The following is a 13,083-nucleotide window of genomic DNA, read 5'->3' as shown; positions in this document are numbered from 1 at the left end:
TTCCCGGACATTGCGCCGCCTTGTCAAGGGAGGGTGGGATGCCGGTGTTGCGAGGCGCCGTCGCGCGTGTAATATTATGATCGTCATTTAAAAGGAGCCATCATGACTGCAACCGTTTCAGCCGATCTGTTCTCGCCCGACAAGCGCCGGGAGCGGATAGTGGACTGGCAGGCGCCGGGACCGGTGGCGAAGGCTGCAGCCGGAATGTCGGGCCTGGAGGCGATGTGCGCGATCCGCGACGGCCTGCTCCCGCCGCCGCCGATGGCCCGGTTGGTGGATTTCCAGATGCGCGTCGCCGAACCGGGCCGGATCGTGATGGAACTCGAGCCGCATGAGAGCTTGGAAAATACCATCGGACTGTTGCACGGGGCGACCGCGGCGGCGCTGCTGGATACCACCATGGGTTGTGCGATCTCGACCATGCTGCCGGCGGGGCAAGGTGCGGTTACGCTCGACCTCAAGCTGACCTATCTGCGGCCATTGTCGGTACGTTCGGGCACCATCTCGGCCGAAGGCAAGGTGATCAAGCTCGGCCGCCAGACCAGCTACACCGAAGGCTTCGTCCGCGACGGTTCCGGGAATCTTGCGGTGCACGCAACCGCAACCTTTTCCATGATCGGTGGGGTGGAAAAGTGAAATAAATGCAGCTTTTTCGGCTCGCAACTGTTATTATATGACTGGAAACATCCAATAGGACGGCCGATGCGCTATTCGAAAGAGCACAAGCAGGAGACCCACGCCCGGATCGTGAAGAAGGCCTCGGTGCGGCTTCGCGAAAAGGGCGCGCATGGCATCGGCGTCGCCGACCTGATGAAGGAGGCCGGCCTGACCCATGGCGGCTTCTACGCGCATTTCGACTCGCGCGAGGCGCTGGTGATCGAGGCCTTTACCTATGCGATGGACCGCGCCAACGAGCGCTGGCGCAAGGTCGCCGAACAGACGCCGCCGGAAAAGCGTCTCGCCACCATCGTCGAGAGCTATCTGACAACCGTTCACCGCGACGACCCCGGCCATGGCTGCGCGGTGCCGACGCTCGGCGCCGAGATCGCGCGCGAGAGCCCGAAGACGCGCAAGGCCTTTGCCGGCAAGCTGGAACAGATGATCGACATGATGGCCGATCAGATTCTCGACGTGCCGCGCAAGACCGCGCGCAAGCAGGCGATGGCGGCACTGGCCACCATGATGGGCACGCTGGTGCTGTCGCGCATTGCAGGCACAGGCGAGTTTTCCGACGAGATTTTGACGTCGGGACGCGAAGCGGTGCTAGACCGCGCAGCCTCTGCCAAGCCGGTGGCGAAGAAGGCGCGCGCGAAGGCGCATTGATCCGTAGGGTGGGCAAAGCCACCGGGTCGCGCGAATGCGCGCCCGATGACAGGCTCCGCGTGCCCACCATTCAAGCCGTGAAGAGATGGTGGGCACGGCGCAAGCGCGCCTTTGCCCACCCTACTTGCCGCTGAACAGCGCCCGTTCGGCTTCCACCGTCTCGTAGATGTAATCCGCGACCGCACGAATGCGGGCCAGATCCTTGCTGTCGGCGTGCATCAAGAGCCAGAACGTGCGCGAGATCGTGATCTCATCCGGCAGCACCGGCCGCAGTTCGGGATGCGCCGTCGCCATGAAGTGCGGCAGCACCGCGATGCCGAAGCCCGCGATGGTGGCGTTGAGCTGTGCGATCAGGTTGGCGCTGCGGAACTTGGCGGAGATCTTCGGCGAGACCTGCGGCAGGTAGTCCAGTTCCGGCGTGAACAGCAGTTCGTCGATATAGCCGACGAAGCGATGCCCGGGCAGGTCGCTCCGGCTTTTGATCGCGGGCGCGCGGTCGAGATAGGCGGGGGCGGCATAGAGCCCGAGGCTGTAATCGAGCAGCTTGCGCCCGACGATCCGGCCTTCCTTCGGCATGGTCAGGCTGATCGCAATATCGGCCTCGCGCTTCGAGAGGCTGAACAGCCGTGCGGTCGCGACCAGTTGAAGATCGAGATCGGGATACCGTTCGGTGAATTTCAGCAGCCGCGAGGCCAGGAAGTGGCTGCCAAAACCGTCGGGAGCGCCAATCCGGACCGTGCCGGTCAGATGCGCGCGCGAGCCGCCGACCGCCTCCTGGTTGGCAACGATGGTCGATTCCATTGCTTCCGCGCTGTCCGCGACGCGCTGGCCGGCTTCGGTCAGGAGATAGCCGGTCTTGCGCCGATCAAACAGTTTTGCCGAGAGATGCCGTTCCAGCCGGTCGACACGCCGGATCACTGTGGCATGATCGACCCCGAGCTGTTTTGCGGCAGCCGAGACCGATCCGCCGCGCACGATGGCGAGCACGAAACGGAAGTCGTCCCAGTCGAGGGTATTAGTGCCTTGGGTCTTGCCGCCTTGATCCAGCATTTCCGCACATCTATGGTGCAATTTATCGGACTTGTATCCTAAGAAATGCGGGTCAAAAAGGGTCGCTAAAGCGATCCAATCGGATTCCAGGGAGGATTTCATGCGTTCCATCGGGCATTTCATCGGCGGCAAGGAAGTTAAGGGCACGTCGGGCCGCACGGCCGACGTTTTCGAACCGATGACCGGCGACGTTCAGGCCAAGGTGGCGCTGGCGTCGAAGGCCGAGCTTCGCGCCGCGGTCGAGAACGCCAAGGCGGCGCAGGTCGAGTGGGCCAACACCAATCCGCAGCGCCGCGCCCGCGTCATGATGAGGTTCCTCGAACTGGCGCAGCGCGACTACGACAAGCTCGCCGATTGCCTGGCGCGCGAACACGGCAAGACCGTTCCCGACGCCAAGGGCGACATCCAGCGCGGCCTCGAAGTGGTCGAGTTCGCTTGCGGCATCCCGCATTTGATGAAAGGCGAATACACCGAAGGCGCCGGCCCCGGCATCGACATCTATTCGATGCGGCAACCGCTCGGCGTCGTCGCCGGCATCACCCCGTTCAATTTCCCGGCGATGATCCCGATGTGGAAATTCGCGCCCGCAATCGCCTGCGGCAACGCGTTCATCCTCAAGCCCAGCGAGCGCGATCCCGGTGTGCCGATGATGCTGGCCGCGCTGATGATCGAGGCGGGCCTGCCGCCCGGCATCCTCAACGTCGTCAACGGCGACAAGGAAGCGGTCGACGCCATCCTCGACGATCCCGATATCAAGGCGGTCGGCTTCGTCGGTTCCTCGCCGATCGCGCAATACATCTATGAGCGCGCCGCCGCGACCGGCAAACGTGCGCAGTGTTTTGGCGGCGCCAAGAACCACGCCGTCATCATGCCGGATGCCGACATGGACCAGACCGTGGACGCGCTGATCGGCGCCGGCTACGGCTCGGCCGGCGAACGCTGCATGGCGATCTCGGTCGCGGTGCCCGTCGGCAAGACCACCGCCGACCGGCTGATGGAAAAGCTGATCCCGCGCGTCGAGTCCTTGAAGATCGGCACCTCGATCGATCCGTCCGCTGATTACGGCCCGCTGGTGACGAAGGAGGCGCTCAACCGCGTCAGGAACTATGTCGACATCGGCATCAAGGAAGGCGCCACGCTCGCGGTCGACGGCCGCGGCTTCAAGATGCAGGGCTACGAGAACGGCTTCTACATGGGCGGCTGCCTGTTCGACAACGTCACCAAGGACATGCGGATCTACAAGGAAGAGATTTTTGGGCCCGTGCTCTCGGTGGTGCGCGCCCACGATTACAATGAAGCGCTGGCGCTGCCGTCGGACCACGACTATGGCAACGGCGTTGCGATCTTCACCCGCGACGGCGACGCCGCGCGCGATTTCGCCGCCAAGGTCAATGTCGGCATGGTCGGCATCAACGTGCCGATCCCGGTGCCGATTGCGTATTACACCTTCGGCGGCTGGAAGAAGTCGGGCTTCGGCGATCTCAACCAGCACGGCCCGGATTCGATCCGCTTCTACACCAAGACCAAGACCATCACCTCGCGCTGGCCGTCCGGCGTCAAGGAAGGCGCGGAGTTCTCGATCCCGACGATGAACTAGTCGTCAACGTGATGTTCGCTCTCAACGAGGACCAGGTTGCGGTTCGCGATATGGCGCGGGAATTCGCCGCGGAAAAAATCGCGCCGCATGCGCTGCGCTGGGACGAGGAGAAGCATTTCCCCGTCGACGTGATGCGGGAAGCCGCCAAGCTCGGCATGGGCGGCATCTATATCCGCGACGACGTCGGCGGCTCGGGGATGACGCGGTTCGACGCCGCGCTGATCTTCGAGGCGCTGGCGCAGGGCTGTCCGACGGTGTCGGCGTTCATCTCGATCCACAACATGGCATCGTGGATGATCGACGCCTTCGGCAATGACACCCAGCGCCAGAAGTGGCTGCCAAAGCTCTGCACCATGGAGTATCTGGCGAGCTATTGCCTGACCGAGCCGGGCTCCGGCTCGGATGCGGCGGCGCTGCGCAGCCGCGCGGTGCGCGACGGCGATCACTACGTGCTCAACGGCCAGAAGCAGTTCATCTCCGGCGCCGGTGGCGGCGACCTCTATGTCGTGATGGTGCGGACCGGCGCCGACGGCCCCGGCGGCATCTCGACCTTGGTAGTCCCGGCGGATACGCCCGGCGTCTCGCTCGGCGCCAACGAACGCAAGATGGGCTGGAACGCGCAGCCGACCCGCGCCGTGATTTTCGAGAATGCCCGCGTACCCGTCGAAAATCGCCTCGGCGAGGAGGGCATCGGCTTCAAGATCGCGATGGCCGGCCTCGACGGCGGCCGCATCAACATCGCCGCGTGCTCGCTCGGCGGCGCGCAATGCGCGCTGGAAAAATCGCTGGCCTACATGAAGGAGCGCAAGGCGTTCGGCAAGCGGCTCGACGAATTCCAGGCGCTGCAGTTCCGTCTCGCCGACATGGCGACCGAGCTGGAAGCGGCGCGGACATTTGTGTGGCGCGCGGCGGCAGCCCTCGACCGCAAGGATGCGGACGCGACCATGCTGTGCGCGATGGCCAAACGCTTCGGCACCGACGTCGGCTTCGAGGTCGCCAACCAGGCGCTGCAGCTTCACGGCGGTTACGGCTACCTCAGCGAATACGGCATCGAGAAGATCGTGCGCGATCTGCGCGTGCATCAGATCCTGGAAGGAACCAACGAAATCATGCGGCTGATCGTTTCGCGCAAGTTGATCGAGGGCGCCCGATGACGGCGACCGCCACCGTTGCGCCCATGGAAGGCGATCTGATCGCGCGGCGCGAAGGCGCCTGCGGCGTCATTCGTCTCAACCGGCCGAAGGCGATCAATGCCGTGACGCTGGAGATGTTTCGCGACATCGACAAGGCGCTCGATGCGTTCGAGGCCGATCCCGCGGTCAGCGTGATCCTGCTGGAAGGTGCCGGCGAACGCGGCCTATGCGCCGGCGGCGACATCCGCGCGCTCTGGGAGAGCTCGAAGGTCAAGGGCGATCTCGGCAAGATCCTGTGGCGCGAGGAATACATCCTCAACGCCCGCATCAAGAAATTCCCAAAGCCCTACGTGTCCTTCATGGACGGCATCGTGATGGGCGGCGGCGTCGGTCTATCGGCGCACTCAAGCCATCGCGTCGTGACCGAGAAGACCAAGCTCGCCATGCCCGAAGTCGGTCTCGGCTTTTTTCCCGATGTCGGCGGAACCTGGCTGCTGTCGCATTCACCGGGAGAGATCGGCACCTACTTCGGATTGACCGGCACGACCATGAACGGCCCCGATGCGATCCATGCGCGCTTTGCCGATGCGGTGGTGCCTTCGGCCAAACTGCCCGAATTGCGCGAGGCGCTGACCAAAGTTCGCGCCGGGGTCACGGCAGCTGATATCACCGCCCTGATCGACGGCTTTGCGACCGGCGCCACCGCCGGCCCGGTGGCGGCGATGCAGGCAAAAATCGACGGCTGGTTCGCGCACGACCGGATGGAAGATATCGTCGCGGCGCTTCGCAGCGATGGTTCTGAACTGGCGCTGGCGACCTTGAAGACGCTGAACGAGAAATCGCCGCGCGGCATGGTGGTGACGCTGAAGCTGCTGCGGCTGGCGCGCACCTCGCGCACGCTGGAAGAATGCCTGGTGCGGGAATATCGCGCCGCGCTGGAAGTGTTCGCCAGCGACGATTTCCGCGAAGGCGTGCGCGCCGCTGTCATCGACAAGGACCGCAACCCAACATGGTCGCCGCCACGCATCGAAGACGTCACGCCTGACATGGTGGCGCCATACTTCGCCGAAATCGGCGACGACGAACTCAAGTTTAGCTGATCAAAACAGAAACGTTCCAAGCGGAGGATTCGAGATGGCTCATATCGCATTCATTGGCCTCGGCAACATGGGCGGTCCGATGGCGGCCAATCTGGTCAAGGCCGGCCACAAGGTGACCGCGTTCGATCTGGTCGCCGCTTCACGCGATCAAGCCAAGGCCGATGGTGCTGCGATCGGCGAAAGCTCGGTGGGCTCGGTCAGGGGCGCCGATGTCGTCGTTACGATGTTGCCGGCCGGCAAGCATGTGCTGTCGGTCTGGGGCGAAGTGATCCCGGCGATGGCCAAGGGTACGCTGATCATCGATTGCTCGACTATCGACGTCGAAAGCGCCAAGCAGGCGCATGTGCTGGCGGCCAAGCATGGCATGCTCTCGGTCGACGCGCCGGTGTCGGGCGGAACCGGCGGCGCCAAGGGCGCGACGCTGACCTTCATGTGCGGCGGCGACGACAAGTCGTTCGCGGCGGCTAAACCCGTGCTGGAAAACATGGGCAAGAAGATCGTGCATTGCGGCGGCGCCGGTGCCGGGCAGGCGGCCAAGATCTGTAACAACATGATTTTGGGAATCTCCATGATCGGGGTCGGCGAAGCCTTTGCGCTCGCCGAAAAACTAGGGCTGTCACATCAGGCCCTGTTCGATGTGGCCTCGACCTCGTCGGGGCAGTGCTGGGCGCTGACCTCCTATTGCCCGGTGCCGGGCCCGGTGCCGACGTCGCCCGCCAACAACGGCTACAAGCCGGGCTTCGCCTCCAACCTGATGGTCAAGGACCTGACCTTGGCGCAGGATGCGGCCAACGCCGCGGGCGCCGTGACGCCGCTGGGCAAGCACGCCCAGGAAATCTATAAGGCGTTCGACGCCGCCGGAAACGGCGGGGTAGATTTTTCCGGGATTATCCAGCACGTTCGGAGTCTCGCCGGGAAATAAGAAACCACAGGGAGACCTGATGACGACCTTCCAGGAAGCGCGCGCGTTTCTGCTCAAGCACCGCACCGATTACGATGCGGCCGTGAAGGGATTTCGCTGGCCCGATCCGGTTCCGTTCAACTGGGCGCTGGACTGGTTCGATGCCGAACTGGCCCGCAATGCCGACAGCCGGGATCGCACCGCGCTGTGGATCGTCGATGCCGGCAGCGACAAGCAGACCAGGCTGTCGTTCTCGGCGCTGTCGCGCCGTTCCAATCAGGTGGCAAATTTCCTGCGCGCGCAGGGACTGAAGCGCGGCGATCACCTGTTGCTGCTGCTCGGCAATGTCGTGCCGCTGTGGGAGACCATGCTGGCGGCGATGAAGCTCGGCGTCGTCGTGATCCCCGCGACGACGCTGCTGACGCCCGACGAATTGCGCGACCGGCTCGATCGCGGCCGCGCCAAGGTGGTGGTGGCCTCGCAGGACCAGGTCGCGAAGTTCGCCGGCCTCGGCGGCGACAAACTCATTCGCATCGTGGTCGACGCATCCTCAAAGCATGACGGCTGGCTGCCGTTCGAGGACGCATCGGGCGCGTCGGAAAGCTTTGCAGCCGACGGGTCGACCAACGCCGAAGATCCGATGCTGCTCTATTTCACCTCGGGCACCACGGCCAAACCGAAACTGGTGCGGCACAGCCAGCGCAGTTATCCCGTTGGCGGGCTGTCGACGATGTTCTGGCTGGGCTTGCAGCCCGGCGACGTGCACCTGAACATTTCCTCGCCGGGTTGGGCCAAGCACGCCTGGAGCTGTTTCTTTGCGCCGTGGAATGCGGGAGCCACCGTGTTCGTGGTCAATCAGCCGCGCTTCGATGCCAAGGCGCTGCTCGCGACCGTCGGCCGTTGCGGCGTTACCACGCTGTGCGCGCCGCCGACGGTGTGGCGGCTGTTCATCCAGGAGCGGCTGGCGGATTTCAAGGTGTCGTTGCGCGAAGTCTGCGGCGCCGGCGAACCGCTCAATCCCGAAGTGATCGATCAGGTGCAGGCGGCGTGGGGGCTGACGATCCGCGACGGTTACGGCCAGACCGAAACCACCGCACTGGCCGGCAATTCGCCGGGCCAGAAGGTCAAGGTCGGTTCGATGGGCCGGCCGCTGCCGGGTTACCGCGTGCAGATCACCGATAATGACGGCCACCTCACCAGGGAAGGCGAGGTGACGCTGCTGCTTGGCGCCGACCGGCCGGCGGGCTTGATGCAGGGCTATCAGGGCGACGACGGCAAACTGAGCGGCGCCGACGGCGATCTCTACCGCAGCGGCGACGTGGTGTTTGCCGACGAGGAGGGGTACCTTACCTTTGTCGGCCGTTCCGACGACGTGTTCAAGTCGTCCGACTACCGCATCAGTCCGTTCGAACTGGAGAGCGTGCTGCTCGAACATGAGGCGGTTGCGGAGGCCGCTGTCGTTCCAAGTCCGGATCCGATACGGCTCGCGATCCCGAAGGCCTATGTGTTGCTGGTGTCAGGCGTGGCGCGGTCGCCGGCCACCGCGCTATCGATCTTCCAGCACCTGCACACGCGGCTGGCGCCGTTCAAGCGCATCCGCCGGATCGAGCTGGTGACGGAACTGCCGAAGACGATTTCGGGAAAAATCCGCCGCGTGCAGTTGCGCCGGCTCGAACATGACAATAACCGTGATGATGCGCTACGCGGGCAGGAGTTCCGTGAAGAGGAATTTCCGGAGCTGCAGAAGGTGCGGACGGCCGGGTCGGAGAATTAGAGAATGAATGAAGTCTGGAAGAAGCCGCCGGTCTCGTTTGAGGCCTATCAGGCCATGGTCGGCAAGGAGATCGGGGTGTCGTCGTGGCATCTGCTCGATCAGGCCAGGATCAACGTCTATGCCGACGTGATCGAGGATCATCAGTTCATCCATGTCGATCCCGAGCGCGCCAAAAAGGAAACCGCGTTCGGCAACACCATCGCGCACGGCTTTCTGACGATGTCGCTGATGTCAGTCATGTCCTACGAGGTGATGCCGGTCATCGAAGGCACCGCGATGGGCGTCAATTACGGCTTCGACAAGCTGCGCTTCCTCTCGCCGGTGCGCGCCGGCTCGCGCGTCCGCGGCCGGTTTACGCTCGCGGAAGCCAAGCTGCGCAAGCCGAAAGAGCTGCAGTCGCGGACCAACGTCACCGTCGAGATCGAGGGCGAGGACAAGCCGGCGCTGGTCGCCGACTGGATCGGGCTGATCTATTTCGAGTGAGGGGCGGATCGCGCAACGCGTCCGCCGCTGTCATTGCCGGGCTTGACCCGGCAATCCATCGCTGCTCAAAACGCTTTGTTTTGATGGATGCCCGGGTCAAGCCCGGGCATGACAAGTATCCGGGAAATAAACATGGCAATCAGGTTTGACGGACGCGTCGCTATCGTAACCGGCGCGGGCAATGGTCTGGGACGAGCGCACGCGCTGGGGCTGGCCAGCCGCGGCGCCAAGGTGGTCGTCAACGATTTCGGCGGCGCGCGCGATGGCACCGGCGGATCGCTGAGCCCGGCCGAGGCCGTGGTCGAGGAGATCCGGAAAGCCGGCGGCACCGCGATGGCCGACGGCGCCGACGTCTCGAAGTTCGCACAAGTCACCGCGATGGTGGAGCGCGTTACCAAGGAGTGGGGCAGCGTCGATATGTTGTGCGCCAATGCTGGTATCCTGCGCGACAAGTCGTTTGCGAAAATGGACGTCGCCGACTTCGCCAAGGTGCTCGATGTCCATCTCGTCGGCACGTTCTACTGTTGTAAGGCGGTATGGGACGGCATGCGCGAGCGCAATTACGGCCGTATCGTGCTGACGACGTCGTCATCGGGCCTATTCGGCAATTTCGGCCAGGCCAATTACGGGGCGGCCAAGGCCGGCATGGTCGGCCTGATGAACGTGCTGGCCGAGGAAGGCCGCAAGAACAACATCCGCGTCAACACCATCTCGCCGACCGCCGCAACCCGCATGACGGAAGAGTTGCTGCCGCCGCAGGCGCTGGCGCTGATGCGCCCGGAGGCGATTACCCCGGCGGTGGAATTTTTGCTGAGCGAGGACGCGCCGACCCGCACCATCATGGGTGCCGGCGCCGGCTCGTTCGCGGTGATCAAGATCATCGAGACCGAAGGCGTCAATCTCGCCCAGTCCGACTGGACGCCGGATGCGGTGGCGGCGCATTTCGCCGAGATCAGCGACACGTCGAAGGCGAAAGCGCTGCAGGGCGCGTTCGAGCAGACGCAGAAGTATGTGGCGCAGGCCGCGGCGAGGGCGGGGATAAAGCTCTGACCCCGTCATTCCGGAGCGATGCGAAGCATCGAATCCGGAATCTCGAGATTCCGGGTTCACGCGAAGACGCGTGCCCCGGAATGACGTAGACCTATTTCCATGTCACCGCCCTCCAAAAACGTCGCGATCATCGGCGCCGGCCCCGCCGGCCTGATGGCGGCCGAAGTGCTGGCGCAAGGGGGCGCCAACGTCACCGTCTACGATTCGATGCCTTCCGCCGGCCGCAAGTTCCTGATGGCCGGGCGAGGTGGGCTCAACCTGACGCACAGCGAACCGCTGCCGCAATTCCTCACACGCTACCGTGAGGCTGCGCCGCATCTTCAAGCTGCTATCGACGCATTTCCGCCAAACGCGTTGCGCGACTGGAGCGAAGCGCTGGGGCAGGAAACCTTCATCGGCTCCAGCGGCCGGGTGTTTCCAAAGGCCTTCAAGGCATCGCCGTTGCTGCGCGCATGGCTACGGCGGCTGGACTCGCTGGGTGTGCGGCTGATGCTGCGTCATCGCTGGACCGGTTGGGACGAAGATGGCCATCTCCGTTTTCAAACGCCGGACGGAGCGCGCGATGTCGAAGCCGGTGCGACCGTGCTGGCACTCGGCGGCGCAAGCTGGCCGCGGCTTGGATCGGATGGATCGTGGGTGGAAGCGCTCGCCGCCAAAGGCGTCAACATATCCAGGCTCCGGCCGGCCAATTCCGGCTTCACCGTCGCCTGGTCGGAGATCTTTCGCGATCGCTTCGAGGGGCAGCCACTGAAGGGTGTGGCGCTGACATCGGGTCAGAACACCATACGCGGCGAATGCATCGTTACCCGCACCGGCATCGAGGGTGGCGCGATCTACGCGTTGTCAGCCGATCTGCGCGAGGCGATCGACAGCTCGGGGCGGGCAACCCTGCAAATCGCTTTGCGGCCCGACCTCGAAGCGAACGATCTGATCGCGAAGCTTTCGGCGCCGAAGGGCAAACAATCGCTGTCCAATTTCCTGCGTAAGGCTGTGAGCCTCTCGCCGGTTGCGATTGGATTGCTGCAGGAGGCGGCCAAGGCCTCCGGCGTTTCGTTAGCGTCGCTGTCGCCGGCCGATCTTGCTCGCCTGATCAACGCCGTTCCCGTCGAGCTCTCCGGCACCGCGCCGATCGCACGCGCGATCTCGACCTCGGGCGGGATCGCGTTCGACGAACTCGATGCGGATTTCATGCTGCGCCGTCTGCCCGGCATCTTCGCGGCCGGCGAGATGCTGGATTGGGAAGCCCCGACCGGCGGCTATCTCTTGCAGGCGTCGTTTGCGACGGGGGCGGCGGCGGGCAGGGGGGCTCTCAGTTGGCTAAATCGAAAGCTCTAACCACGTCATTGCGAGCGTAGCGAAGCAATCCATCTAACCAAGAAAAGTATGGATTGCTTCCGCCTTCGCTCGTTGAGCTACGGCGGACAAGTCGTCGCTATTCGCCTACCTTAACTTCCCCCGCGCCGCGACCGGCAGGATGCCGATAATCTCGTCTCCCCGCACCATCACCACCTCATCCATCATGTTGACGACGACGCAGACATGATTGGGCACGATCCGCACGACGTCGCCGACCACGGGCCTTGTGTTGCTGCGGGCGAGATCGAGAAAGCCGTGCTCCTCGGCGAAGCGCGCGATCTTGGCTTCCGGGTGCTCCAGAATGAGGCCATGGCCGTCGAGGCCGCCGCCGGTGTCAGATGTGAGCGTCTTGGAGCCGGCGTCGAGAATGCCGCGATCGGGGCCGGCGCGGCTGACGACGGTGGAATAGATGTTGAGCGCGCAATCGTCCCAACTGGCGACGCCGGCCGCGACCTGCATGCGGTCGTTGTAGATATAGGTGCCGGGCCGGTGCTCGGTCGCGCCCTTGAGTTTACCGACGTTCTTCAGGTTCGGTGTGCCACCGGTGGAGACGATTGACGCGTCGAGGCCGTGGGCGCGGACGCCGGCCAGCGCCTCGTCGAAGAACTTTTGTGCGTCGGCCCAGCCGGTCTCGGTCGGGTACAGCATGAAGCCCGCGAATATCAATCCCTTGGACGCTGCGATCTCTCGCGCGAGCGCGACGGCTTCAGTGGGTGTTTCGACGCCGGCGCGCTTGCGCCCGGTGTCGCATTCGACCACCACGGACAGGGGACGGCCGGAAGCGGCGGCGGCCTGCGGCAGGCCCGCGATCACGGTCGAATTGTCGGCGGCCACCGTCATGTTGGCCTTGGCTTGCAGCGCGCCGAGCCGGGCCATTTTTTCCTCGCCGATCAGATTGTAGCTGATCAGGATGTCGTCGATGCCAGCGTCTGCCATGATCTCGGCCTCGCCGAGTTTCTGGCAGGTGATGCCTTTGGCGCCGGCCTTGACCTGCATCTGAGCCAGCAGCGGGCTCTTATGGGTCTTGATATGCGGACGGTTGGCGACCCCGGCTGCATCGCAGGCCGCCTGGATGCGCGCGATGTTGCGCTCGACCCGGTCCATGTCGATCACGGCGGCGGGCGTGCCGTATTCCCGGGCGATTTTGGCGGCGAGGGGTGTGGTCATTCAGTCGGCTCCCATTGTGCAACACCGTCATTGCGAGCGAAGCGAAGCAATCCATTTCGCCCCACGCGAAGAAGAATGGATTGCTTCGTCGCTGCGCTTCCTTGCACAAACGCTTCGCGTTTGTTGCAGGCAATGACGGCCGAAACGTC

At 64.1% G+C, this 13,083-nt stretch carries 12 protein-coding genes; 10 read left to right on the top strand and 2 right to left on the bottom strand.

Annotation, left to right across the window (positions count from 1 at the left end):
• Positions 1 to 102 precede the first annotated feature (102 nt).
• Positions 103 to 636, top strand: a complete 534-nt coding sequence (locus BLR13_RS01680; protein ID WP_074828287.1) for a PaaI family thioesterase — start codon at positions 103 to 105, stop codon at positions 634 to 636.
• A gap of 66 nt (positions 637 to 702) precedes the next feature.
• Positions 703 to 1,323 carry a TetR/AcrR family transcriptional regulator gene (locus BLR13_RS01675; protein ID WP_074828290.1) on the top strand — a complete coding sequence of 207 codons (621 nt, stop codon included), beginning with the start codon at positions 703 to 705 and terminating at the stop codon, positions 1,321 to 1,323.
• A 120-nt stretch (positions 1,324 to 1,443) separates the two neighbouring features.
• Here the strand turns inward: BLR13_RS01675 and BLR13_RS01670 are convergent, their stop codons facing one another.
• Positions 1,444 to 2,373 carry a LysR family transcriptional regulator gene (locus BLR13_RS01670; protein ID WP_074828293.1) on the bottom strand — a complete coding sequence of 310 codons (930 nt, stop codon included), beginning with the start codon at positions 2,371 to 2,373 and terminating at the stop codon, positions 1,444 to 1,446.
• Between the two features lie 100 nt (positions 2,374 to 2,473).
• On the opposite strand from BLR13_RS01670, the gene BLR13_RS01665 reads away from it, so the two are divergent.
• From BLR13_RS01665 to BLR13_RS01630, 8 genes are all read left to right on the top strand, one after another.
• Positions 2,474 to 3,970: a CoA-acylating methylmalonate-semialdehyde dehydrogenase gene (locus BLR13_RS01665; protein WP_074828296.1), complete on the top strand. Its 1,497-nt coding sequence runs from the start codon at positions 2,474 to 2,476 to the stop codon at positions 3,968 to 3,970.
• Positions 3,971 to 3,978: 8 nt separating this feature from the next.
• A complete protein-coding gene (locus tag BLR13_RS01660; RefSeq protein ID WP_074828297.1) occupies positions 3,979 to 5,124 on the top strand; it encodes an isobutyryl-CoA dehydrogenase in 1,146 nt (381 codons plus the stop codon).
• A complete protein-coding gene (locus BLR13_RS01655; RefSeq protein WP_244525052.1) occupies positions 5,121 to 6,203 on the top strand; it encodes an enoyl-CoA hydratase/isomerase family protein in 1,083 nt (360 codons plus the stop codon). Before BLR13_RS01660 ends, BLR13_RS01655 begins: the two co-directional genes overlap by 4 nt.
• Positions 6,204 to 6,237: 34 nt before the next feature.
• Positions 6,238 to 7,125, top strand: a complete 888-nt coding sequence (mmsB, locus tag BLR13_RS01650; RefSeq protein ID WP_074828299.1) for a 3-hydroxyisobutyrate dehydrogenase — start codon at positions 6,238 to 6,240, stop codon at positions 7,123 to 7,125.
• Between the two features lie 19 nt (positions 7,126 to 7,144).
• Positions 7,145 to 8,878 carry an AMP-binding protein gene (locus BLR13_RS01645; protein WP_074828301.1) on the top strand — a complete coding sequence of 578 codons (1,734 nt, stop codon included), beginning with the start codon at positions 7,145 to 7,147 and terminating at the stop codon, positions 8,876 to 8,878.
• Between the two features lie 3 nt (positions 8,879 to 8,881).
• A complete protein-coding gene (locus BLR13_RS01640) occupies positions 8,882 to 9,361 on the top strand; it encodes a MaoC family dehydratase (RefSeq protein WP_074828303.1) in 480 nt (159 codons plus the stop codon).
• A gap of 132 nt (positions 9,362 to 9,493) precedes the next feature.
• Complete coding sequence (locus BLR13_RS01635) at positions 9,494 to 10,411, top strand: SDR family NAD(P)-dependent oxidoreductase (RefSeq protein WP_074828306.1); 918 nt, start codon at positions 9,494 to 9,496, stop codon at positions 10,409 to 10,411.
• A 99-nt stretch (positions 10,412 to 10,510) separates the two neighbouring features.
• A complete protein-coding gene (locus BLR13_RS01630) occupies positions 10,511 to 11,746 on the top strand; it encodes an NAD(P)/FAD-dependent oxidoreductase (RefSeq protein ID WP_074828309.1) in 1,236 nt (411 codons plus the stop codon).
• Positions 11,747 to 11,851: 105 nt separating this feature from the next.
• Here the strand turns inward: BLR13_RS01630 and BLR13_RS01625 are convergent, their stop codons facing one another.
• The gene (locus BLR13_RS01625) at positions 11,852 to 12,934 is read right to left on the bottom strand and encodes a D-TA family PLP-dependent enzyme (protein ID WP_074828312.1); all 1,083 of its coding nucleotides are present in this window, start codon (positions 12,932 to 12,934) and stop codon (positions 11,852 to 11,854) included.
• Positions 12,935 to 13,083 lie beyond the last annotated feature (149 nt).

The sequence above is a fragment of the Bradyrhizobium ottawaense genome (assembly GCF_900099825.1).
GTDB classification, from domain to species: domain Bacteria; phylum Pseudomonadota; class Alphaproteobacteria; order Rhizobiales; family Xanthobacteraceae; genus Bradyrhizobium; species Bradyrhizobium ottawaense_A.
The sequence above is the reverse complement of the archived record's forward strand: the minus strand, read 5'-3'. Positions and strand labels throughout refer to the sequence as shown.